This window comes from Streptomyces sp. NPDC034043, from assembly GCF_055575675.1.
Genome location: NZ_JBVISF010000012.1, coordinates 183,774 through 205,957, shown reverse-complemented (window position 1 = coordinate 205,957; position 22,184 = coordinate 183,774). Strand labels below are relative to the sequence as shown.

Genomic DNA, 22,184 nt, shown 5'->3' with positions numbered 1-22,184 from the left:
CGGGCGGCCACCGCACCGCGCCGCCGCCCGACGGGCCCACCCGCGTACCCTTTGTCCCGTGCCGTCCTCCCCCCTCCACCGCGTCGCCGTCCTCGTGCTCGAGGGCGCCAAACCCCTCGACGTCGGCATCCCCGCACAGGTCTTCACGACCCGCGCGAGCATGCCGTACGAGGTACGCGTCTGCGGAGCGGCACCCGGACTCGTCACCGGCGGCGACGGCCTCTCGTACTACGTCACCCACGGCCTCGACGCACTCGCCTGGGCCGACATCGTCTTCGTCCCCGGCTACCGCTTCCCCGACCGCGACGACCCGCCCCGCCCCGTCCTCGACGCCCTCACCGCCGCCCACCACCGCGGCGCACGGCTCGCCGCCATCTCCACCGGCGCCTTCGCCCTCGCCGCCACCGGCCTCCTCGACGGCAAACGGGCCACCACCCACTGGCACTACGCCCGCGCCCTCGCCGCCAAACACCCCCTCGTCCACGTCGACGAGAACGTCCTCTTCGTAGACGAGGGCAGCGTCCTCACCTCCGCCGGCGCCGCCTCCGGCATCGACCTGTGCCTGCACGTCCTGCGCCGCGACCTCGGCATCGCCGCCTCCAACCACGCCGCCCGCCGCCTGGTCGCCGCCCCCTACCGCAGCGGCGGCCAGGCCCAGTACGTCCCGCGCAGCGTCCCCGAACCGCTCGGCGAACGCTTCGCCGCCACCCGCGAATGGGCCCTGCACCGCCTCGGCGAACCCCTCACCCTCGAAGCCCTCGCCCAGCACGCCGCCGTATCCCCCCGGACCTTCTCCCGCCGCTTCGTCGAGGACACCGGCTACACCCCCATGCAATGGGTCATGCGCGCCCGCATCGACCTCGCCCGCGAACTCCTCGAACGCTCCGAACGCGGCGTCGAGCAGATCGCCGCCGACGTCGGCCTCGGCACCGGCGCCAACCTGCGCCTGCACTTCCAGCGCATCCTCGACACCACCCCCACCGAATACCGCCGCACCTTCACCCACGGCACCTGACCGGCCCCCGCGAAAGGGACGGAGGCCCGATGGCGAGATCCTTTCGAACCGTGGCGATCACGCCCCTGTCACCGCCGGACGCGGAAGGCGAACCTGATGGCGCGAACAGAAGGGACAGCTCACATGACTCGCATCGCCATCAACGGATTCGGCCGCATCGGACGCAACGTGCTGCGCGCGCTCCTCGAACGCGACAGCGACCTCGAGATCGTCGCGGTGAACGACCTCACCGAGCCCGCCACCCTCGCCCGGCTGCTCGCCTACGACACCACCTCCGGCCGCCTCGGCCGCCCGGTCAGCGTCGACGGCAACGTCCTCGTCGTGGACGGCCACCGCATCACCGTCCTCGCCGAACGGGAACCGGCACAGCTGCCCTGGGCCGACCTCGGCATCGACATCGTCCTCGAGGCCACCGGCCGCTTCACCTCCGCCGAGGCCGCCCGCGCCCACATCAAGGCCGGCGCCCGCAAGGTCCTCGTCAGCGCCCCCTCCGACGGCGCCGACGTCACCCTCGCCTACGGGGTCAACACCGACGCCTACGACCCGGCCGCGCACACGATCGTCTCGAACGCCTCCTGCACGACCAACGCCCTCGCGCCGCTGGCCGCCGTACTGGACCAGCTCGCCGGCATCGAGCACGGCTTCATGACCACGGTGCACGCCTACACCCAGGAGCAGAACCTCCAGGACGGCCCCCACCGCGACCCGCGCCGCGCCCGCGCCGCCGGCGTCAACATCGTGCCCACCTCGACGGGCGCCGCGAAGGCCATCGGCCTCGTCCTGCCGAACCTCGACGGCAAGCTGTCGGGCGACTCGATCCGCGTACCGGTGCCCGTGGGCTCGATCGTCGAGCTCAACACCACCGTCGCCCGCGACGTGACCCGCGAGCAGGTCCTCGAGGCCTACCGGACCGCGGCCGAGGGCCCGCTGGCCGGCGTACTCGAGTACTCGGACGACCCGCTGGTGTCCTCCGACATCACGGGCAACCCCGCCTCCTCGATCTTCGACTCCGAGCTCACCCGCGTCGAGGGCCGCCACATCAAGGTCGTCGCCTGGTACGACAACGAGTGGGGCTTCTCCAACCGCGTGATCGACACCCTCACCCTGCTCGCCACGAGCTGACCCGCCCGCCCCCTCAGGGGCTTCGTACCGAGCGCCGCAGTTGGTTCTGACCTGGCAACTGCGGCGCTCACCCATGCCCGGGCCCACCCCGGGGAACGACGCGCCCACGGGCAGGACTCGGCCCAGCACAGCGGCACGCGGCGAACGGCCGCGAACGCCGGACACACCACGGCAACGACGGTCAGCCCGCCGCGACGCCCGGCAGGCCTCCGCCGCGACGCCCGGCAGGCCACCGGCACGACGGGCAGCCACCGGCAGCCCCCCCGCATCGCCCGGCAGGCCGCCGGCAACGACCGGCCCCCAACCGGTTACCCCATTCGGGTCTCCATCGTTGTACCGGCAGGGTGTTCCGCCCACCCCCGGCCCCCGCGCAGCGGATCCGCCGGTCCGCCCGCCCCGGAGGCCCCCATGACCGAGCCCGCGCCCGCACCCGCGCCCCCGCTCGCCGGCGGAGCCCACGGCGCCGACGCCCTCCGCCCCCTCCTCGACACCGTCCTCACCGCCCTGCGCACCGGCGCCGCCGAACGCAAGGGCCCCCTCCCCGCCGGCGGCCCCGCCACCACCACCGCCCGCGTCCACGCCACCCTCGGCGACACCGGCCTCCTCCCCGCGCACGGCACCGGCGACCACGAAGCCCTCGCCACCCTCGTCCACACCCTCGCCGCGGGCGCCGCCGACCCCGCCCACCCCCTCTGCGCCGCCCACCTGCACTGCCCCCCGCTCGCCGTCGCGGCCGCCGCCGACCTCGCCGTCAGCGCCCTCAACCCCTCACTGGACTCCTGGGACCAGGCCCCCGCCGCCTCCGCCATCGAAGCCCTCCTCACCCGCACCCTCGCCGCCGAGTTCTACGACACCCCCCACCCCGACGCCCTCCTCACCACCGGCGGCACCGAAGCCAACCAACTGGCCCTCCTCCTCGCCCGCGAACGCCACGGCCCCGGCCTCGCCGTCCTCCACGGAGCCAACGCCCACCACTCCGTCCCCCGCGCCGCCTGGCTCCTCGGCCTCCCACCCACCACCACCCTCCCCACCCCCACCGGCACCCTCGACCCCGCCACCCTCGACGCCGCCCTCACCCGCACCCCCCGCCCCGCCCTCGTCACCGCCACCGCGGGCACCACCGACGCCGGCCTCATCGACCCCCTCGACGCCCTCGCCGACGTCTGCGCACGCCACCACGCCGAGTTGCACGTCGACGCCGCCTACGGCGGAGCCCTCGCCTTCAGCCCCCGCCACCGCGCCAAGCTGACCGGCCTCCACCGCGCCCGCTCCGTCACCCTCGACCTGCACAAACTCGGCTGGCAACCCGTCGCCGCCGGCCTCCTCGCCGTCCCCGACACCACCCACCTGGCACCCCTCGCCCACCAGGCCGACTACCTCAACGCCACCGACGACACCGAAGCCGGCCTCCCCGACCTCCTCGGCCGCTCCCTGCGCACCACCCGCCGCCCCGACGCCTTCAAGATCGCCGCCACCCTCCGCTCACTCGGCCGCGACGGCCTCGCCCGGCTCATCGACCGCACCTGCGCCACAGCCCACCGGCTCGCCGACCTCCTCGACGCACACCCCGGCTTCGAACTCCACGCACGCCCCACCCTCACCACGGTCCTCTTCCGGCCCACCCCCACGGACGACGACCAGCTCCCCGCCCTGCGCCGCACCCTCCTCCACGACGGCACCGCCGTCCTCGGCCGCGCCACCGCCGACGGCCGCCTCTGGCTCAAGGCGACCCTGCTCAACCCCCACACCACCCCGCGGGACCTGGACACCCTCGTCGCCCTCCTGGAAGGCAGCACCCACCGATGACCGCCCAGCTCGATGCACCCCACGACCTCGTCGGAATCGGCATCGGCCCCTTCAACCTGTCCCTCGCCGCCCTCGCCCACGGCCTCCCCCAACGCGGCGCGGACCCGCTCGCCACCGTCTTCTACGACCAGCGCCGCGACTTCCGATGGCACCCCGGACTCCTCCTCGACGGAGCCACCCTCCAAGTCCCCTTCCTCGCCGACCTCGTCACCCTCGCCGACCCCACCAGCCCCTGGACCTTCCTCAACTACCTCAAGCACAAGGAACGGCTCTTCCCCTTCTACTTCGCCGAGCAGTTCCACATCCAGCGCGCCGAATACGACGCCTACTGCCGCTGGGTGGCCGGCCGCCTCCCCGGACTCCACTTCGGCCACCAGGTCGACGCCGTCCGCTGGAACCCCGAACGCGACCTCTTCGAAGTCGACTACACCCAGCTCGACGCCGACGGAGAAGCCGAAGCCCTCGGCCGCACCCACACCCGCAACCTCGTCCTCGGCATCGGCACCGCCCCCTACGTCCCCGAACCCCTGCGCCCCCTCGCCGACGCCCCCACCGTCCCCGTCATCCACTCCGCCGACTACCTCGACAACCGCCGGCGCATCCTCGGCGCCGAACACGTCACCGTCATCGGATCCGGCCAGTCAGGAGCCGAAGTCTTCCTCGACCTCCTCCGCGCCCGCCCCGCCGGCCGCGAACGCCTCACCTGGCTCGCCCGCACCCCCTCCTTCGCCCCCATGGAGTACTCCAAGCTCGGCCTCGAACACTTCACCCCCGACTACACCCGCTACTTCCACGACCTCCCCGAACCCGTCCGCGACCGGCTCGTCCCCGCCCAATGGCAACTCCACAAGGGCATCGACGCCGCCACCATCGCCGCCATCCACGAAGAGCTCTACCGCCGCACCCTCCACGGCGGCTGGCCCGACACCGTCCTCACCCCCGGAGTCACCGTCCGCACCGCCGGCCGCGTCGCCACCACCAAGGTCGAACTCCACCTCGAACACACCCAGCAGGGCACCCGCTCCCGCCTCACCACCGACGCCGTCGTCCTCGCCACCGGCTACAAGGAACGCTCCCTCACCAGCCTCTTCGCCGGCCTCGACCCCTACATGCGCAAGGACTCCTCCGGCCGCCCCCGCATCGACGACCGCTACCGCATGATCCTCGACCCCTCCGTCAGCGGCAGCGTCTTCGTCCAGAACGGAGAACGCCACACCCACGGCGTCGGCACCCCCGACCTCGGCCTCGCCGCCTGGCGCAGCGCCGCCATCCTCAACACCCTCACCGGCAAAGACCCCTACCCCCAGCCCCACCGCACCGCCTTCACCACCTTCGGCCTCGAACAGCGCACCCCCGCCCGCCCCCGGGTGGAACTCCGCCCCCTCGTCGAGCACCCCTGACGCGAACGGCCGGGACCCGCCACAGCAGGACCCGGCCACACACCGCACGAGACGACCAGAACGCCTAGAACACCGGCACGCCCGCCCGCGTCAGCCGCCAGTCCACCGAAGCGAACCCCGCCGGATCCACCGTGCCCTTCGCCTTCACCCACTGGATGATCGTGTTGCGGATCTCGTCCGAGTCCGCCCACAACTGCTTCGCCTGCGCCACGTGCGGGAACGCCCCACCACCCGAAGCCCGGTAATTGTTCACCGCGAACACGAACCGCGCCGCCGGATCCACCGGCTTCCCCTCGAACGACAACCCCGTGATCCGCGAACCCGCCGGCTGCGCGATGTCGATGTCGTACGTCAGCCCGTACACCGCGTCGTAGTTGTAGTCCGGGATGCCCTCCGCGTTCGTCAGCTTCGCCGGATCCACCGCACCACCCGCGGCCGTCCGCACGAAGTACCGCGCCGAGTACTCCAGGTAGTCCTTCAGCTGCGCCCCCGTGAGCAGCCGTGCCTCCAGCGTGTTCTCGAACGGGTACAGCCCCGCCGCGTCCCTGATCGTCACCTGGCCGGCCGGTATCGCCGCCGTCCGCGAGAAACAGGAGGCCTGCGACAGCACCGGCAGGGAGCTCCACTCCGAACCGGCCAGGGCCGCCTTCACCGTCTCCGCCTGCACGTGGTTGATCAGGTCGATGATCGGCACGTCCTTCACCGGCCCCTCGGCCGACGCCATCGCCTGCGTCGACGTCCCGATCACCTGGTTGACGTACGCGACCACCTTGCGGTGCTCGTCCGACAGCAATCCCGTGATCTTCGGGTCCTCGGCGGCCGTGTTCGAGTTCAGCACCCTCGCCGACACCTTCGCCACCGACCAGCGGCCACGCTCCCACGCAAGCTCGAAGTCGAACAGCGTCAGCCGCTGCCCCCACTTCAGCGGCTCCGACAGCACCACGTCCTTGCCGGTCGCCTTGTTCCGCACCCGGTACTCCGGGATCTCCGTGTGCGCGTGCCCCACCAGGATCGCGTCGATCCCCGGCACCTGCTCCGCCACCAGACCCGCCGCGTTCTCCACGTACGGCAGCTGGTCACCGTACGAAGACGTGCCGCTCGACCCCGAATGCGCCGACACGATCACCACGTCCGCACCCATCGACCGCAGCCGCGGCACGTACTTCGCCGCCTGCTCCTCCAGCCCCGGGAACGTCATCTTCCCCTGCACGTTCGCCTTGTCCCAGATCGCGATGCCCGGATTCGTCAGCCCCAGCACCGCCACCTTCACGTCCCGCCCGTGCGGGGTCCGCAGCCGGTGCATGCTGTACGGCGGGAACGCCGGCCGCAGCGTCTTCGCGTCCAGCGCGTTCGCCCCCAGCAGCGGGAAATCACACTGCTCCTCGAACTTGCGCAGCACCGGAATGCCGTAGTTGAACTCGTGGTTCCCCAGCGCCGCCGCGTCGTACCCGATCGCGTTCATCGCCTGCGCCATCGGATGCACCGGACCCCGCCGCGCGGTGATCGGATCCACCTTCGCGTAGTAGTACGACAGCTGTGTCCCCTGGATGGTGTCACCCGCGTCGATCAGAAGCGTATTGCCGCGCCCCTTCTCCGCGCGGACCTGCTCCACCAGCGTCGAGATCTTCGCCAGACCGACGTCGTTGTGCGCCTTGTCGTCGAACTCCTTGTCCGTGAAGTAGTCCCAGTTGAAGACGTTCCCGTGCAGATCGGTCGTACCCATCACCGTGAACGCGTACGTCTTCGCCCCCTTCGACGGCACGGCCGCGGCAGCGGCCGGAGAGCTCGTGGCCCCCGCCATCGCCACAGCGGCGCCCGTCGCGGCCGAAGCCCCCATGAAAGTCCTACGGTCAAACGCCATGGCCATCTCCCCTTGTGAGGCGTGTATCGAGGCGTGAACAACGCGCGTAGATTCTGACCCACGAGTAACAAGCCGCAACACCCCCCACAGGTTGCGATCCGATGACCACACCAGAACGGACCCGGATGCAACAGTGAAACCATGACCCAGGAACCCACCCGCACCACACACCAGCCCTACGGAACCCCCGAAGTCCCCCGCGTCGCCGTCCGCGGCGAAGCCCACCTCGAAGTCGATCCCGAAATCGCCCGCATCGGCATCACCGTCAGCGCCCGCGGCACCGACCGCCGCACCGCCCTCGAAGACCTCACCCGCCGCAACAACACCGTCCTCGAACTCGTCAAAAGCTACGGTGAACCCGTCGAAAAACTCGAAACCGGCGCCTTCTCCATCACCCCCGAACTCACCCGCCACGGCCGCGGCGAACGCGTCCGCGCCTACCACGGGCGCGTCCACATCACCGCCGAACTCAACGACTTCACGACCCTCGGCGAACTCACCACCCGCCTCGCCGACCTCGAACTCACCCAGATCGACGGTCCCTGGTGGGCCCTGCGCCCCACCTCACCCGCCCACGGCGAAGCCCGCCGCCAAGCCGTACTCGAAGCCGTCCAACGCGCCCGCGAATACGCCCACGCCCTCGGCGCCGACCTCGCCTCCCTCGTCGAACTCGCCGACCTCGGAGCCGAAGACGCCACCCCCTACCTCCCGGGCGGCAGCGGAATGCGCACCATGGCCTTCGCCGCCCCCGCCGACGACGCCGGCGCCCCGCCCCTCGACCTCGAACCGCAGCGCCAGACCGTCCACGCCCAGGTCAACGCCCGCTTCACCATGACCCCGCCGCGGCTCTGAAAACACCCGTGGGGGTGCTCATCAGAGCACCCCCACGCACATTCAATAAATGTCAACAAGCCTTCCCCCAAAGCTCGTTGACGAGACACCAGCACCACATTTCCTACCCCCCGGTAGGGCATACCCTCGACCCATGCGCCGAGCGAAAATCGTATGTACCCTGGGCCCCGCCACCGACTCATACGACCAGATCAAAGCCCTGGTCGAAGCCGGAATGGACATCGCCCGACTCAACCTCAGCCACGGCACCTACGCCGAACACGAGGAGCGCTACCAACGCGTACGCAAGGCCTCCGACGAAACCGGCCGCAGCGTCGGCATCCTCGCCGACCTACAAGGCCCGAAGATTCGCCTCAGCCGCTTCCACGAAGGCCCCGTACTCCTTGAACGCGGCGACGAATTCACCATCACCACCGAACAGCACCCGGGCGACCGCCACACCTGCGGCACCACCTACACCGGCCTCGCCCAAGACGTCACCACCGGCGAACGCATCCTCGTCGACGACGGACGCGTCACCCTCGAAGTCACCGCCGTCGACGGCCCCCGCGTCCACACCCGCGTCATCGAAGGCGGCATGGTCTCCGACCACAAGGGCCTCAACCTCCCCGGCGTCGCCGTCTCCGTCCCCGCCCTCTCCGACAAGGACATCGAAGACCTCCGCTGGGCCCTGCGCACCGGCGCCGACGTCATCGCCCTCTCCTTCGTCCGCACCGGCCGCGACATCGACGACGTCCACCGCATCATGGACGAAGAAGGCCGACGCCTCCCCGTCATCGCCAAAATCGAAAAGCCCCAAGCCGTCGAGAACATCGACGACATCGTCGCCGCCTTCGACGGCATCATGGTCGCCCGCGGCGACCTCGGCGTCGAAATGCCCCTCGAGCAGGTCCCCATCGTCCAAAAGCGCGCCATCAAGCTCGCCAAGCGCAACGCCAAACCCGTCATCGTCGCCACGCAAATGCTCGACTCGATGATCGACAACAGCCGCCCCACCCGCGCCGAAGCCTCCGACGTCGCCAACGCCGTCATCGACGGCACCGACGCCGTCATGCTCTCCGGCGAAACCAGCGTCGGCAAGTACCCCGTCGAAACCGTCCGCACCATGGCCCGCATCGTCGAAGCCGCCGAAGAAGACATCCTCGCCAAGGGACTCCCACCCCTCACCGACCGCAACAAGCCCCGCACCCAAGGCGGAGCCGTCGCCCGCGCGGCCGCCGAAATGGGCGACTTCCTCGAGGCCAAATTCCTCGTCGCCTTCACCCAGAGCGGCGACACCGTCCGCCGCCTCTCCCGCTACCGCAGCCCCATCCCCCTCCTCGCCTTCACCCCCGACCCCGCCACCCGCTCCCAACTCAACCTCACCTGGGGCGTCGAAACCTTCCTCGGCCCCCACGTCGACTCCACCGACGCCATGGTCGCCCAGGTCGAAGAAGAACTCCTGCGCATCGGACGCTGCGTCCCCGGAGACATCGTCGTCATCACCGCCGGCTCACCCCCCGGCGTCAGCGGCAAGACCAACCTCGTCCGCATCCACCACATCGGCGACCCCGTCCGCTGACACCCCCGGAAAACACCGCCGGGCCGCCCCCACGGGACGGCCCGGCGACCACGTTCACACCCGGATCACCACCCGAAGCGGCGATCCACCACGGCCTCGAACTCCTCCAAAGACAACACCGCATCACCATTCTGGTCCGCCGCGTCGAACAACGCCGACGACGCATCCGCGTCCCCCACGCCCCACACCGGCATAACCCCCTGAGCCGCCAACGTCGGCCCCTTCGTCCGCAACGCCGAAATCACCTCCGCACGCGTCAACCGCCCGTCATGATTCAAATCCAGCGCCTCGAAAAGCCGCCGAGCCTTCTCACTCACCCAAACCTCCCACCCACACCAACGACCCCCCAACCTAAGGCACCAACCCCGGCACCACCTCCCACCCGTTCACCACCCACACCAACCGCCAATACCGCTCCACCCGCGGATCAACCGGCCCCTCCACCCCCGGAGCCCGCCGGAACACCTCCCGAAACCCGGCATCCCCCACCAGCCCCGCCAACTCCAGCCACGCCGCCACCTGCTCCACCGACGGATCTTCCGGCAGATCCGGCGCGGCGGCCCGCACCATCGCCGCCACCGACGGATCCGCACCCTCCACCAACAACTCCACCCACCGCCGGCGCTCCTGCTCCGACGCCCGCGTCACCTCGTGCATCAACCGAACCTCCTCAAGACCCGACCCACGCTCCGCCACCAGCCGCAACACCGCCCGACGCAACCGCAACGCCCGGATCTGCACCTCCACCGCATCGGCCTGCACGGCGGCGACCTCGGCCACCGACAGCTCCCGATCCAGCACCCGCCGCACACTGGGCAGACCCACCCCCAGCTCCCGCAGCGTCCGTACGAGCTCCAGCCGCACCAGCGCGTCGACGTCGTACAGCCGGTACCCGGCACTACTACGACAAGCCGGCACGACGACCCCCTCATCGGAATAGAAGCGGATCGTCCGCACCGCCAACCCGGTCCTCCGGGCCAGCTCCCCGATCGAATACAACTCCGCCGCGCCGTCCATGCCCCCACCCTGAGGTCTCCACCCACTGGAGACTCAAGGCTAGGTTCAGTACTTCGGCCCGACGTGGGCGTCCATGAGCGCGACGGATTCCTTCCGGGCGATGGACACGTTGTACGTGTTCGCCTGTTTCCACCGGACGCCGATCCGGTCCAGGGTGCGGGTCAGGAGCCCGGTGATGTCCTGGGACCTATTGGTGAAGAAGTACCGGGGGTACTCGTACCGCTTGCCGTTCCGAACGGTCCAGTTGGTGGTCCGGCACCCGTCGGAGTGGACCAGCCCGCGGATGAACTCCCAGGGGTGCGCGTCGACGATGTCCTGCTGCCAGGGTTCGAGGGCGATGAGACGCTCGTGTTTCCTGCCTGGCGCGTGCTGGGGGAAGAGGCACGTCCAGTGCCGTCCGTAACTGGTGACGGCCACACAGCCCTGCCGCTGCAGCACGTACACCTTGTCCGTCGGCCGTACGGCCAGGATCGCTGTGCGGCACAGCTCGATGAGGCCGGGCCAGGCATCCGCGCACGCGATGCGGAGGTAGTGCCCACCGCGGGGGTGCGGGCTGATGCAGCCGTCACCGAGGTAGAGGCCGAGGAGGTAGGCGTAGGCGGCATCGTCGGCCGGTCCGGAACACGGCACCGACTGATTGAGGCGGGGGAGTGGATCGATGCGGATTCGCCATTCCCGGATGGCGGCCCGGGATATCCCGGTTTCCTTGCTGACCGAGTTCAGGCTCCGCCCCTGGGCGAGCAGCTGCAGGGTGTGGCGACGGGTGGCCATGTCGTACATGTGATCGACGCTGCCGTACGGAATTCGCTCACGTGCCGCAATTGGATACGCTTCGCTGAAACGAGTGAAGGTCACGCGATACTCGCGTGACCTTGGAAAAGAAGGAAAAGTGCCCCGGGTCGGACTCGAACCGACACTGTATGGGTTTTGAATCCATCGCCTGCTGCCAATTGGGCTACCGGGGCCCAACGAATCAAAGGTTACCCCCGACCCGCTGCGTGTCCACCTTACCGCAGCTAGGTAGGCTCGGGGGAGCTTGTTATGCCCCGCAAAGAGGAGCCTCCGTGACCGCCGAGCACGAGTCGACGCCCATGCCCGACGCCGACCAGTCGCACGTTCCGCCGCTGACGACCCGCGTCGTCATCGCCGAGGACGAGGCGCTCATCCGTCTTGACCTGAAAGAGATGCTCGAAGAGGAGGGCTACTCCGTCGTCGGCGAGGCCGGGGACGGGCAGACGGCCGTCGAGCTCGCGCGGGAGCACCGGCCCGACCTGGTGATCCTCGACGTGAAGATGCCGGTCCTCGACGGCATCTCCGCCGCCGAGAAGATCGCGGGGGAGTCCATCGCCCCCGTGCTCATGCTCACCGCCTTCTCGCAGCGCGACCTCGTGGAGCGGGCGCGGGACGCCGGGGCCATGGCGTACCTGGTGAAGCCGTTCAGCAAGAGCGACGTCGTCCCGGCGATCGAGATGGCTGTGTCCCGTTTCGCGGAGCTGAAGGCGCTGGAGAAGGAGGTCGCGGACCTCTCCGCGCGTCTGGAGACCCGCAAGCTGGTCGACCGGGCCAAGAGCATCCTGCAGACGCAGTACGGGCTGAGCGAGCCGGCGGCGTTCCGCTGGATCCAGAAGACCTCCATGGACCGCCGCATGTCCATGCAGCAGGTCGCCGAGGCGGTCATCGAGGACGCCGAGGAGAAGAAGCAGAACGCCGGCAAGTAAGGCGTCCGGCGTCCGGAACGCGTGAGGCCCGTCTCCCCCCGAGGGGAGACGGGCCTCACGGCTTCACGGGGCCGGCGGGACTAGTCCTCGCCGAGGTAGGCCTTGCGGACGTCCTCGTTGACGAGGAGCTCGCGACCCGGGCCGGACAGGACGATCTTGCCGATCTCCATGACGTGGCCCTGGTCGGCCAGCGACAGCGCGGCCTGGGCGTTCTGCTCGACCAGCAGGATGGTGGTTCCGGCGGCCTTCAGCTCGGCGATCGTCGCCATGATCTTCTGCATCATGAGCGGGGAGAGGCCCATGGAGGGCTCGTCGAGCATGAGCAGCTTGGGCTGCGACATGAGCGCGCGGCCCATGGCGAGCATCTGCTGTTCGCCGCCGGAGAGGGTGCCGGCGGCCTGCTTGCGGCGCTCTCCCAGGATGGGGAAGAGGTCGTAGGCGCGCTGGACGTCCTTCTGGATGCCTTCCTTGTCGTTGCGGAGGAAGGCGCCGAGGAGGAGGTTGTCCTCGATCGACATGCGCGGGAAGATGTGCCGCCCCTCGGGGGAGTGGGCGAGTCCGAGCGAGACGATGTCGTGCGCCGGGACCTTCTTCAGCGACTTGCCCTGGAACTTGATCTGGCCGCCCTTGGGCTTGATGAGGCCGGACAGGGTGCGCAGGGTGGTGGTCTTGCCGGCGCCGTTGGTGCCGATGAGGGTGACGATTTCGCCTTCGTTGACGGTGAAGGAGATGCCCTTGACGGCTTCGATCTTGCCGTAGGCGACGCGGAGGTCCTCGACCTCGAGGAGGGCGGTCACTTGGCTTCTCCGTCCGTGCTGGTGGTGCTGCCCTCGGCGGCCTCTTCCGCAGTGGCTTCGGAGGCGGCCTCGGCCTCGGGCTCGGCCTCGGCGGCGGCTTCGGCGGCTTCGACCTCGGCGGCTTCTTCGGCGCCGGGGGCGCCTTCGAAGGGCTCGCCGAGGTAGGCGGCGACGACGCGTTCGTCGCTCTGGACCTCGGTGGCGGTGCCTTCGATGAGCTTTTCGCCCTGGACGAGGCAGGCGACGCGGTCGCAGAGGTTGAAGATGAAACGCATGTCGTGCTCGATGACGAGGACGGCGATGCCCTTGTCCCGGATGGCGAAGATGAGCTCTTCGGCGGCGCGGGTCTCCTGCGGGTTCATGCCGGCGGTGGGCTCGTCCAGGAGGATGAGACCGGGGTCGCTGGCGAGGGCGCGGGCGATTTCGAGCTTGCGCTGTTCACCGTAGGGGAGGTTGCGGGCGAGGTGCTCGGCCTTGTGGTCGAGGCCGATGAACTCGAGGAGTTCCATGGCGCGCTCGCGGCTGGCCTGCTCTTCCCGGCCGAAGCTGGGGAGGCGGAGGAGGGCGGACCAGAGGCCTTCCTTGGTGCGGGTGTGGCGTCCGACGAGGACGTTTTCCAGGACCGTCATGTTGTTGAAGAGACGGATGTTCTGGAAGGTGCGGGCGATGCCGGCCGCGGTGACCTTGTAGGACTTGGGGGGCAGGACCGTGCCCTTGTACCGGACTTCGCCCTCGGTGGGGATGTAGAGGCCGGTGAGGCAGTTGAAGAAGGTGGTCTTGCCGGCGCCGTTGGGGCCGATGAGGCCGACGATCTCGCCGCTGCGGACGGTGAGGTCGACGTTCTTGACGGCGGTGAGGCCGCCGAAGCGCATCGTGACGCCGCGGGCGTCGAGGACCGTTTCGGTCGCCGTTGCGGTCGTGGTGGTGGTCATGGATCAGGCCCCTGTCTTGCCGAGGACTGTGGGCGCTTCGAGGTCCTTGTGGAGTTCGAGCTGGTTGCGCCGGTTGGGGATGAGGCCTTCGGGGCGCAGGCGCATCAGGATGACGAGTGCGATGCCGAAGACGAGGAGCTGGTACTCGCCCAGGAACTGGAGCTTGTTGGGGATCATGAAGAGGAGGGCGCCGCCGACGAGGGGGCCGGAGATGGTGCCCATGCCGCCGAGTACGACTGCCGCGAGGAGGAAGGCGGAGTTCGGGGGGACGGCGTTGGCGAAGACGTACTGGTCCGGGGTGACGGTGTAGTTCACGTGGGCCTGTACGGCTCCGGCGAGGCCGGCGAGGGTGGCGCCGAGGGCGAAGGCGATGAGCTTGACGCGGAAGCCGTTGATGCCCATGGCTTCGGCGGCGGTTTCGTCTTCGCGGATGGCGACCCAGGCGCGGCCGATGCGGGATTCGGCGCTGCGGCGGAAGACCATGATCACGATGAGGGTGACCAGGAGCATCAGCAGGAAGTAGTTGGCGAAGCGGCCGACGGTGAATCCGGCGATGGTGTGGCTGGCGCCGAAGTCGAACCCGAAGAGGTTGACGTTGGGGATGCCGGCGATGCCGTTGGGGCCGTTGGTGAGGTCGGGGCCGCTGACGCCGTCGAGGTTGTTCATCGAGATGCGGAAGATCTCTCCGAAGCCCAGGGTGACGATGGCGAGGTAGTCGCCGCGCAGGCGCAGGGTCGGGGCGCCGATGAGGACGCCGAAGACCATGGAGGCGAGGGCGCCGACGAGGAGTGCGGCCCAGAAGGGCAGGTGCACGCCGAAGGGCGAGTTGGGGGAGCCGGAGACCAGGGCCGCGGTGTAGGCGCCGACGCCGAGGAAGGCGACGTAGCCGAGGTCGAGGAGGCCGGTGAGGCCGACGACGATGTTCAGGCCGAGGGCGACGGTGGCGAAGATGAGGATGTTGACGCCGAGGGTCGCGTACTGGTCGTCGGTCTGGGTGAGGGGGAAGGCCGCGGCCGCGACGAAGGCGCCGACGAGGGCGACGTTGCGGTGCTTGGCGGTGAGGGCGGTGAAGCGGGCGACCAGGCCGGCCTTGTTGAGGGCGGTGAAGCCGAAGCCGGCGGTGATCAGGAAGCCGAGGAAGAGTTCCTGGTAGGGGGTCGTGACGCCGTAGGTGAAGACGCCGAGGGCGACGGCGAGGACGGCGGTGATGAGCAGGATCTCGGCGTAGGCCGGGAGTTCGCGGGCCGGCTTGGCGGTGCCGCTGGCGTGGGCGGCCTTGGTGACGGCCCAGCTGTTGCCGATGTTGTGCTTGGTCTGCTCCCACCAGGTGTCTTCGGGGTCCGCCGGTTCGGTGGCGGGGCGCTCGAAGGGGAGGGAGCGGGCGCCGAGGTAGGCGGCGAGGGCGGTGACGAGGGCGACGATGCCGCCGGGCTCCAGGTTGACGAGGCCGCCGAGGGTGTTGCTGATCGCCCAGACGGTGTAGGCCACGGTCAGGAGGGTGCCGAGGGCGCAGAGCTTGATCGCGGCGTCGGTTCCGGCGGGCGCGAGCCAGCGCAGGCCCTTGATGCCGTAGGAGCTGAGGCCGAAGAGCGCGGTGAGGGCGCCGCCGACGAGGACGAGCCACTGGAGGCCGCCGGGGTACCCGTAGACGGTGAGGTCACCGGGGAAGGCGGAGGTCCAGGTCCAGGCGAGGAAGCAGGAGATGACCGTGAGGGCGCCGCCGGCGGTGGCGAGGGCGCGGGCGGTCTTCTCGGGGAGGGAGATTCCCGCTCGGCCGTTGGTGGCCTTCTGCGGCGTGGTGTCTGTGGTGGTGGTCGTCATGGTTCTCACGCCCTGTCCGCCACGCGCTCGCCCATCAGACCCTGGGGCCGGAAGAGAAGCACGAGGATGAGGAGTACGAACGCCCAGGTGTTGCCCCAGGACTGGCCGCCGAGCTGCTGCATGCCCGGTACGTCGGCGATGTAGGCGGTGGTCAGGGTTTCGGCGAGGCCGAGGACGATGCCGCCGATCATGGCGCCGTAGATGTTGCCGATGCCGCCGAGGACGGCCGCGGTGAAGGCCTTGAGGCCGAGGATGAAGCCCATGCGGTAGTTGACTTCGCCGTACTTGAGGCCGTACGCGACGGCTCCGACGGCGGCGAAGGCGGCGCCGAGGGCGAAGGCGACCGTGATGATGCGGTCGGTGTTGATGCCCATGAGCTTCGCGGTGTCGGGGTCCTGCGCGGTGGCCTGCATGCCGCGGCCGGTGCGGGTCTTCTTGACGAAGAAGCCGAGGAAGGCCATGGAGATGGGCGCGGCGAGCAGCAGGAAGACGTCACCGGTCTGGATGGTGATGCTGCCGAGGTGGAAGGGGCCGCCGGGGATTTCGGGGAAGACGACGGAGGACTTCGCGTCGGGGTACCAGGCCCACACGACCTGCTGGAGGACGATGGAGAGGCCGATGGCGGTGATGAGCGGGGCGAGGCGTGGAGCGTTGCGCAGCGGCCGGTAGGCGAAGCGTTCGGCGCCGACGGCTATGAGGGTGGCGACGATGATGGCGCCTATGAGCATGAGCGGCAGCGCGAGCCACATGGTGGTGCCGCCGGGGAGCATCAGCCAGACCGTGAGGGCTCCGAACCCGCCGGTCATGAAGATCTCGCCGTGGGCGAAGTTGATGAGCTGGACGATGCCATAGACCATCGTGTAGCCGATGGCGACGAGCCCGTACATGGATCCCAGTAGCAGGCCGTTGACCAGCTGTTGCGGCAGTTCGTGCACCGCAGGTCCTCCGAGTCTTTCGACGGATGTGACACCGCGCGGGGCGCAATGGTGCGCGCCCCGCGCGGCAGGTGAGGGGTGAGGCTAGGGGGTCAGCCGGTGGGAGGTCAGCCGGCGAGGGTGCCGGACTCGACGGTCTTGAAGTCGTCGCCGTCGACCTTGTAGACGGTGAGCTGCTTGTTGGTGGCGTCGCCGAACTCGTCGAAGGAGACCTTGCCGGTCACGCCTTCGAAGTTGACGCCCTGGACGGCCTCGAGGACCTTGGCGCGGGCGTCGGAGGGGAGCTTGCCGTTGTTGGCGTCGACGACCTTCTTGACGGCTTCGATGACGGCCCAGGCGGAGTCGTACGAGTAGCCGCCGTAGGCGGAGTAGTCGTCCTTGTAGCCGGCCTTCTTGTAGTTGTCGACGAACTCCTTGGCGGAGGCCAGGCTCTCGACGGGGGCGCCGACGGAGGTGCAGAGGTCGCCCTGGGCGCTGGCGCCGGCGAGCTCGACGTACTTCTTGTCCTTCATGCCGTCGCCGCCGACGAGCGGGATGTTGGTGCCGGAGGCCTTGATCTGCTTGCTGAGGGGGCCGGCCGCCGGGTACTCGCCGCCGTAGTAGACGACGTCGGCGCCGGAGCTCTTGACCTGGGTCACGATCGCCGAGAAGTCCTTGGACTCGGGGTCGATGTGGCCCTCGCCGGCGACGGCGCCGCCGAGCTTGGTGAACTCGCCCTTGAAGGTCGCGGCGAGGCCGGCGCCGTAGGTCTTCTTGTCATCGATGATGAAGACCTTCTTCTTGCCCGCCTTGTTGAAGAGGTACTGCGCCGCGTACGGGCCCTGGATGGCGTCCGTGGTGGCGGTGCGGAAGTAGCTCTTGTAGGTGCGGGTCTTCTGGCCCTCGGCCCACTTGGGGCCCTGGGTCAGGGACGGGCTGGTGTTGGCGGGGGAGATCTGGGCCAGCTTCGCGTCGTCGAAGACCTTCTGCATGGCCTCGGAGACCGAGGAGTTGAGCGGGCCGACGACGCCGAGGACGTCCTTGTTGGCGGTGAGCTTGGTGGCGTTCTGCTGGCCGGAGGAGGCCTGGGCCTGGTCGTCGAGGGCTTCTATCTTGAAGGTGACGCCCTTGACGTACTTCTTCTCGTTGGCCTGCTTGGCGGCGAGGTCGGCGGAGTTCTTGATGCCGAGGCCGAGGGCGGAGAGGTCGCCCGTCAGCGGGGCGTCGACGCCGATGACGACGGTGGTGTTGCCGCCGTCGGCGGTGGCTCCGCCCTTGTCGTCGCGGGATCCGCAGGCGGTGAGGGTGAGAGCGCCCGCGGCGAGGGCGGCGGTCACGGCGATGAGCTGACGAGAACGCACGATCAGTCCTTTCCTGGCGCCGCGTCCCCCCGTGGGACGCGTCGAGTCGAACGCGGGGAACCGAACTGAGGAAATCCGGCGCGGTCGCGGTAACTGGCGGTGACTCTAGGCGGCTCTTCGGGGGATATGGAGGGCTGAGGCCAATGATGTGACTCTCTTGTTATGCCACGGCGTAATACATAGCGGTTCACGCGGGGTGGAACGGGGGAATTCAGGCCGGTTCGTCTTGTCCGCATGGTGAGACGCGGCAGGACCTTGGGGCGGTTTGAGTCCTGTCGTGCCAGGACTCTGGGGGTGTTTGCTCATGACGGGCCGGTGGGGACCGTGTCTCGGTCTACGGGACATGCCCTGGTCAGGGCGACGGAAAGATCTCGCGCATATCGGTCACCGGGGATGTAACTGTGATCCTCTTTCTGGAATCCATTACTCAGGGTCACCTCCAAAAAGGGCAGCCCGGAATTCCGTGCTACATGCACGCAGTCTTTTGCCCGAATGAGCAGCAGGAGCTCGCGTTCTTCTCCCGCGCCGACCGCGGCCGGAAGCGGTGGCCGGATCGTCACGCTCAGCGCCTGCGAGGGCTGGCCGATCCGCTCCACCGAGATGGCCGGTCCCCACCCGGTCCGCACACGCACAGTGAACGCGAACGCGTAGCCGGGCGGCGGCGGCTCCATCGGCTCCCCGTACGTCAGGGACAGGGCCTGGGAGGGGGCGGGCGGGGCCTGCGGGCGGGGCGGGTCGGGCCGTGCGGCGTACAGCCGCGCGGCGCCCGCGGCCAGTACGGCGGCCGCGGCGGCGGCCAGTACGGCGGCCGCGGCGGCGGCCAGGACGGCCCTGCGGTGGCGGGCGTAGCGCGAGCGGATCCAGGCGGCGGCCCGGGGGGTACGCGGCCCCGTGCGCGGGACGTGCCCGTCCTGCGTGCCCTCCCCGGGCTCCACGGGGCCGATGCCGGCGCTCACGGCCGGGACCCGGCGGTACGGCAGGCGGCGGCGACGGGAGCGCTGACGGTGGCGGGGGCGTCGCCACGGGCCGCGGCGGCGGTGCGCGCTGCCGTCGCCCGGCATGTGGCCGTGGCGCCGCGCGGCGCCGGTCCGGATCCCATGCGGGAACGCTAGACCGGCGCCGCGGACGGCACAACGGCTCGTACGGGCCCGGCTGTTAAGACTCCGTGTCGCGCAGCAGGCAGGTGAGGCGGGCGGTGCAGACGCGGCGGTCCTGTTCGTCGGAGATGACGATCTCGTAGGTGGCGGTGGAGCGGCCGCGGTGGACCGGGGTGGCGACGCCGGTGACCCGGCCGTCGCGCACGCCGCGGTGGTGGGTGCAGTTGAGGTCGACGCCGACGGCGATCTTGTTGATGCCGCCGTGCATCATGGCGCCGACGGAGCCGAGGGTTTCGGCCAGGACGGCGGAGGCGCCGCCGTGGAGGAGTCCGTAGGGCTGGGTGTTCCCCTTGACGGGCATGGTGGCGACGACGCGTTCGGCGGAGGCCTCCAGGATCTGGATCTCCATGCGCCGGCCGAGGTCGCCCGCCGAGAACAGGGCGGGCAGGTCTATGCCCAGGGCCTCGTACTCGTCGAGGACTTCCTGGGGGAACTTCACGGCGTGCTGCTCGTCGCCCATGGGCCTGCTCCGTTCGTCAACGGTCGTTAACCAGTGTGTCGGGGCCGTTCTATCAGGCCGGTTCGAAGCGCACGACGACGGACTTGCTGGCGGGGGTGTTGCTGGTGTCGGCGGTGGAGTCCAGGGGGACCAGGACGTTCGTCTCGGGGTAGTAGGCGGCGGCGCAGCCGCGTGCGGTGGGGTAGTGGACGACGCGGAAGCCGGGGGCGCGGCGCTCGACGCCGTCCTTCCATTCGCCGACGAGGTCGGTGTAGGAGCCGTCGGCGAGGCCGAGCTCGGCGGCGTCCTCGGGGTTGACCATGACGATGCGGCGGCCGCCGGTGATGCCGCGGTAGCGGTCGTCGAGGCCGTAGATGGTGGTGTTGTACTGGTCGTGGCTGCGCAGGGTCTGCAGGAGCAGCCGGCCGGCCGGCACGCGGGGGTACTCGACGGGGGCGGCGGTGAAGTTGGCCTTGCCGGTCGCGGTGGGGAAGCGGCGTTCGTCGCGGGGGGCGTGGGGCAGCTGGAAGCCGCCGGGGCGGGCGACGCGGGTGTTGAAGTCCTCGAAGCCGGGGACGACGCGGGCGATGCGGTCGCGGATGGCGGCGTAGTCGTTCTCGAAGTCCTCCCAGGGGGTCCTGGAGGCGGTGCCGAGGACGGCGCGGGCCATGCGGGCGACGATGGCCGGTTCGGAGAGCAGGTGGGGGGAGGCGGGGGCGAGGTTGCCGCGGGAGGCGTGGACCATGCCCATGGAGTCCTCGACGGTGACGAACTGGCGGCCGCTCCTCTGGACGTCCTTGTCGGTGCGGCCGAGGGTGGGGAGGATCAGGGCGCGCCGGCCGGTGACCGCGTGGGAGCGGTTGAGCTTGGTGGAGACGTGGACGGTGAGGGAGGCGCGGCGGATCGCGGCTTCGGTGACGTCGGTGTCGGGGGTGGCGGCGACGAAGTTGCCGCCCATGGCGAAGAGGACCTTGGCCTTGCCGTCGCGCAGGGCTTCGATGGAACGGACCACGTCGTAGCCGTGCGCGCGGGGCGAGGTGATGCCGAATTCGCGGTCGAGGGCGTCGAGGAAGGCGGGGGCGGGGCGTTCGAAGATGCCCATGGTGCGGTCGCCCTGGACGTTGGAGTGGCCGCGGACGGGGCAGACGCCGGCGCCGGGGCGGCCGATGTCGCCGCGGAGCAGGAGGAGGTTGACGACCTCCCGGATGGTGGCGACGGAGTGCTTGTGCTGGGTGAGGCCCATGGCCCAGCAGACGATGGTGCGCTCGGAGGCCAGGATCATGGCCAGGGCGCGTTCGATCTCGGGGCGGGTGAGGCCGGTGGCGGTGAGGGTCTCGTCCCAGTCGGCGTTCGCGGCGGCGGTGGCCAGGGCTTCGTAGCCGTGGGTGTGCTCGCGGATGAAGTCCTCGTCGAGGGCCCCGTCGGTCTCGATGACGAGCTTGTTGAGGAGGCGGAAGAGGGCCTGGTCGCCGCCGATGCGGATCTGGAGGAAGAGGTCGTTGAGGGGGGTGCCCTTGAGCATGCCGAGGGGGCTCTGGGGGTTCTTGAAGCGTTCCATGCCGGCCTCGGGCAGCGGGTTCACCGAGATGATCTTCGCGCCGGCTTCCTTGGCCTTTTCCAGCGCGGAGAGCATGCGGGGGTGGTTGGTGCCCGGGTTCTGGCCGGCGACGATGATCAGGTCGGCGCGGTGGAGGTCCTCGAGGGAGACGCTGCCCTTGCCGATGCCGATGGTCTCGCCCAGCGCGGAGCCGGAGGACTCGTGGCACATGTTGGAGCAGTCCGGCAGGTTGTTGGTGCCGAATTCGCGGGCGAAGAGCTGGAAGAGGAACGCGGCCTCGTTGCTGGTGCGGCCGGAGGTGTAGAAGAGGGCCTCGTCGGGGGAGGACAGGGCCCCCAGCTCCTCCGCGATGATCGCGAAGGCCTTCTTCCAGCTGACGGGCTCGTACCGGTCGGCGCCCTCGGGCAGGTACATGGGGTGGGTGAGGCGGCCCTGCTGGCCGAGCCAGTAGCCGCTGCGGGCGGCCAGCTCGGACACCGGGTGGGCGGCGAAGAAGTCCGGGGTGACCCGGCGCAGCGTGGCCTCCTCGGCTACGGCCTTGGCACCGTTCTCGCAGAATTCGGCGGCGTGCCGCTCGTCGCCCTCGGGCCAGGCGCAGCCGGGGCAGTCGAAGCCGTTCTTCTGGTTGACCTTGAGGAGGGTCCGCGCGGTGCGGCGCAGCCCCATCTGTTCGTACCCGGCCTTCAGGGTGTGCGCGATGGCGGGCAGGCCGGCGGCGGCGTGCTGCGGGGGACCGACGTGCGGCGCGTCCTGTACCGGATCACCTGCGGGCGGCTTGGTGGCCATGTCGCTCCCCTTCGAGCAGTCTTCGCGTGCACGTCCGATCCTGTCACGCCCGGCCGCCATCGCCGAC

Annotated in this window: 19 protein-coding genes and 1 tRNA gene; 7 read left to right on the top strand and 13 right to left on the bottom strand. The window is 69.9% G+C overall.

The annotated features are described in order from the left end of the window. Nucleotides 1-58 precede the first annotated feature (58 nt). From ACZ51S_RS26530 to ACZ51S_RS26515, 4 genes are all read left to right on the top strand, one after another. Nucleotides 59-1,015 (top strand): GlxA family transcriptional regulator, encoded by a 957-nt coding sequence (locus ACZ51S_RS26530; protein WP_388935237.1) that lies wholly within the window; start codon nucleotides 59-61, stop codon nucleotides 1,013-1,015. 123 nt (nucleotides 1,016-1,138) lie between these two features. Next, nucleotides 1,139-2,137, top strand: coding sequence for a type I glyceraldehyde-3-phosphate dehydrogenase (gene gap, locus ACZ51S_RS26525; RefSeq protein WP_388935235.1), 999 nt, complete (start codon nucleotides 1,139-1,141; stop codon nucleotides 2,135-2,137). Nucleotides 2,138-2,545: 408 nt separating this feature from the next. Next, the gene (locus ACZ51S_RS26520; protein ID WP_468477709.1) at nucleotides 2,546-3,943 is read left to right on the top strand and encodes a pyridoxal phosphate-dependent decarboxylase family protein; all 1,398 of its coding nucleotides are present in this window, start codon (nucleotides 2,546-2,548) and stop codon (nucleotides 3,941-3,943) included. Next, entirely contained in the window at nucleotides 3,940-5,343 is a 1,404-nt protein-coding gene (locus ACZ51S_RS26515) for a lysine N(6)-hydroxylase/L-ornithine N(5)-oxygenase family protein (RefSeq protein ID WP_468477708.1), read from the top strand. Before ACZ51S_RS26520 ends, ACZ51S_RS26515 begins: the two co-directional genes overlap by 4 nt. Before the next feature lie 64 nt (nucleotides 5,344-5,407). Here the strand turns inward: ACZ51S_RS26515 and ACZ51S_RS26510 are convergent, their stop codons facing one another. Then, entirely contained in the window at nucleotides 5,408-7,204 is a 1,797-nt protein-coding gene (locus tag ACZ51S_RS26510) for a bifunctional metallophosphatase/5'-nucleotidase (RefSeq protein ID WP_468477707.1), read from the bottom strand. Nucleotides 7,205-7,345: 141 nt separating this feature from the next. Here ACZ51S_RS26510 and ACZ51S_RS26505 point away from each other — a divergent pair, with 141 nt between their 5' ends. Both ACZ51S_RS26505 and pyk read left to right on the top strand, forming a co-directional pair. Next, nucleotides 7,346-8,056, top strand: coding sequence for an SIMPL domain-containing protein (locus ACZ51S_RS26505; protein WP_468962141.1), 711 nt, complete (start codon nucleotides 7,346-7,348; stop codon nucleotides 8,054-8,056). A 133-nt stretch (nucleotides 8,057-8,189) separates the two neighbouring features. After that, the gene (pyk, locus tag ACZ51S_RS26500) at nucleotides 8,190-9,617 is read left to right on the top strand and encodes a pyruvate kinase (RefSeq protein ID WP_468477705.1); all 1,428 of its coding nucleotides are present in this window, start codon (nucleotides 8,190-8,192) and stop codon (nucleotides 9,615-9,617) included. Between the two features lie 65 nt (nucleotides 9,618-9,682). Here the strand turns inward: pyk and ACZ51S_RS26495 are convergent, their stop codons facing one another. From ACZ51S_RS26495 to ACZ51S_RS26480, 4 genes are all read right to left on the bottom strand, one after another. Then, a complete protein-coding gene (locus ACZ51S_RS26495; RefSeq protein WP_468477704.1) occupies nucleotides 9,683-9,934 on the bottom strand; it encodes an EF-hand domain-containing protein in 252 nt (83 codons plus the stop codon). Between the two features lie 34 nt (nucleotides 9,935-9,968). After that, on the bottom strand, nucleotides 9,969-10,634 hold the full coding sequence (locus tag ACZ51S_RS26490; RefSeq protein ID WP_468962139.1) for a MerR family transcriptional regulator: 666 nt from the start codon (nucleotides 10,632-10,634) through the stop codon (nucleotides 9,969-9,971). Between the two features lie 45 nt (nucleotides 10,635-10,679). Continuing rightward, a complete protein-coding gene (locus tag ACZ51S_RS26485; RefSeq protein WP_468477702.1) occupies nucleotides 10,680-11,414 on the bottom strand; it encodes a transcriptional regulator in 735 nt (244 codons plus the stop codon). 110 nt (nucleotides 11,415-11,524) lie between these two features. Beyond that, nucleotides 11,525-11,599 (bottom strand) — tRNA-Leu (locus tag ACZ51S_RS26480). Between the two features lie 126 nt (nucleotides 11,600-11,725). On the opposite strand from ACZ51S_RS26480, the gene ACZ51S_RS26475 reads away from it, so the two are divergent. Then, on the top strand, nucleotides 11,726-12,352 hold the full coding sequence (locus ACZ51S_RS26475; RefSeq protein WP_388936181.1) for an ANTAR domain-containing response regulator: 627 nt from the start codon (nucleotides 11,726-11,728) through the stop codon (nucleotides 12,350-12,352). A gap of 80 nt (nucleotides 12,353-12,432) precedes the next feature. Here the strand turns inward: ACZ51S_RS26475 and ACZ51S_RS26470 are convergent, their stop codons facing one another. The 8 genes from ACZ51S_RS26470 to ACZ51S_RS26435 all read right to left on the bottom strand — a co-directional run bounded on the left by ACZ51S_RS26470 (nucleotide 12,433) and on the right by ACZ51S_RS26435 (nucleotide 22,117). Beyond that, a complete protein-coding gene (locus tag ACZ51S_RS26470; RefSeq protein WP_385763406.1) occupies nucleotides 12,433-13,149 on the bottom strand; it encodes an ABC transporter ATP-binding protein in 717 nt (238 codons plus the stop codon). Then, on the bottom strand, nucleotides 13,146-14,081 hold the full coding sequence (locus tag ACZ51S_RS26465; RefSeq protein WP_468477701.1) for an ABC transporter ATP-binding protein: 936 nt from the start codon (nucleotides 14,079-14,081) through the stop codon (nucleotides 13,146-13,148). Before ACZ51S_RS26465 ends, ACZ51S_RS26470 begins: the two co-directional genes overlap by 4 nt. 3 nt (nucleotides 14,082-14,084) lie before the next feature. Continuing rightward, the gene (locus ACZ51S_RS26460; RefSeq protein ID WP_468477700.1) at nucleotides 14,085-15,902 is read right to left on the bottom strand and encodes a branched-chain amino acid ABC transporter permease; all 1,818 of its coding nucleotides are present in this window, start codon (nucleotides 15,900-15,902) and stop codon (nucleotides 14,085-14,087) included. A 5-nt stretch (nucleotides 15,903-15,907) separates the two neighbouring features. Then, nucleotides 15,908-16,837, bottom strand: coding sequence for a branched-chain amino acid ABC transporter permease (locus ACZ51S_RS26455; protein WP_388935209.1), 930 nt, complete (start codon nucleotides 16,835-16,837; stop codon nucleotides 15,908-15,910). A gap of 107 nt (nucleotides 16,838-16,944) precedes the next feature. Further along, the gene (locus ACZ51S_RS26450) at nucleotides 16,945-18,177 is read right to left on the bottom strand and encodes a branched-chain amino acid ABC transporter substrate-binding protein (RefSeq protein ID WP_388935205.1); all 1,233 of its coding nucleotides are present in this window, start codon (nucleotides 18,175-18,177) and stop codon (nucleotides 16,945-16,947) included. Between the two features lie 302 nt (nucleotides 18,178-18,479). Continuing rightward, nucleotides 18,480-19,133, bottom strand: coding sequence for a Tat pathway signal sequence domain protein (locus tag ACZ51S_RS26445; RefSeq protein ID WP_468962137.1), 654 nt, complete (start codon nucleotides 19,131-19,133; stop codon nucleotides 18,480-18,482). Between the two features lie 199 nt (nucleotides 19,134-19,332). Further along, complete coding sequence (locus tag ACZ51S_RS26440) at nucleotides 19,333-19,794, bottom strand: PaaI family thioesterase (protein WP_388935200.1); 462 nt, start codon at nucleotides 19,792-19,794, stop codon at nucleotides 19,333-19,335. Between the two features lie 52 nt (nucleotides 19,795-19,846). Next, a complete protein-coding gene (locus tag ACZ51S_RS26435; RefSeq protein WP_468887006.1) occupies nucleotides 19,847-22,117 on the bottom strand; it encodes an FdhF/YdeP family oxidoreductase in 2,271 nt (756 codons plus the stop codon). Between the last annotated feature and the right edge of the window lie 67 nt (nucleotides 22,118-22,184).

What these genes read in the sequence shown, in the direction of transcription:
- pyk (WP_468477705.1), top strand. Translation starts at nt 8,190, where the DNA reads ATGCGCCGAGCGAAAATCGTATGTACCCTGGGCCCCGCCACCGACTCA.
- ACZ51S_RS26515 (WP_468477708.1), top strand. Translation starts at nt 3,940, where the DNA reads ATGACCGCCCAGCTCGATGCACCCCACGACCTCGTCGGAATCGGCATC.
- ACZ51S_RS26435 (WP_468887006.1), bottom strand. Translation starts at nt 22,117, where the DNA reads ATGGCCACCAAGCCGCCCGCAGGTGATCCGGTACAGGACGCGCCGCAC.
- ACZ51S_RS26510 (WP_468477707.1), bottom strand. Translation starts at nt 7,204, where the DNA reads ATGGCGTTTGACCGTAGGACTTTCATGGGGGCTTCGGCCGCGACGGGC.
- ACZ51S_RS26485 (WP_468477702.1), bottom strand. Translation starts at nt 11,414, where the DNA reads ATGTACGACATGGCCACCCGTCGCCACACCCTGCAGCTGCTCGCCCAG.
- gap (WP_388935235.1), top strand. Translation starts at nt 1,139, where the DNA reads ATGACTCGCATCGCCATCAACGGATTCGGCCGCATCGGACGCAACGTG.
- ACZ51S_RS26520 (WP_468477709.1), top strand. Translation starts at nt 2,546, where the DNA reads ATGACCGAGCCCGCGCCCGCACCCGCGCCCCCGCTCGCCGGCGGAGCC.
- ACZ51S_RS26460 (WP_468477700.1), bottom strand. Translation starts at nt 15,902, where the DNA reads ATGACGACCACCACCACAGACACCACGCCGCAGAAGGCCACCAACGGC.
- ACZ51S_RS26465 (WP_468477701.1), bottom strand. Translation starts at nt 14,081, where the DNA reads ATGACCACCACCACGACCGCAACGGCGACCGAAACGGTCCTCGACGCC.
- ACZ51S_RS26475 (WP_388936181.1), top strand. Translation starts at nt 11,726, where the DNA reads ATGCCCGACGCCGACCAGTCGCACGTTCCGCCGCTGACGACCCGCGTC.
- ACZ51S_RS26490 (WP_468962139.1), bottom strand. Translation starts at nt 10,634, where the DNA reads ATGGACGGCGCGGCGGAGTTGTATTCGATCGGGGAGCTGGCCCGGAGG.
- ACZ51S_RS26440 (WP_388935200.1), bottom strand. Translation starts at nt 19,794, where the DNA reads ATGGGCGACGAGCAGCACGCCGTGAAGTTCCCCCAGGAAGTCCTCGAC.
- ACZ51S_RS26505 (WP_468962141.1), top strand. Translation starts at nt 7,346, where the DNA reads ATGACCCAGGAACCCACCCGCACCACACACCAGCCCTACGGAACCCCC.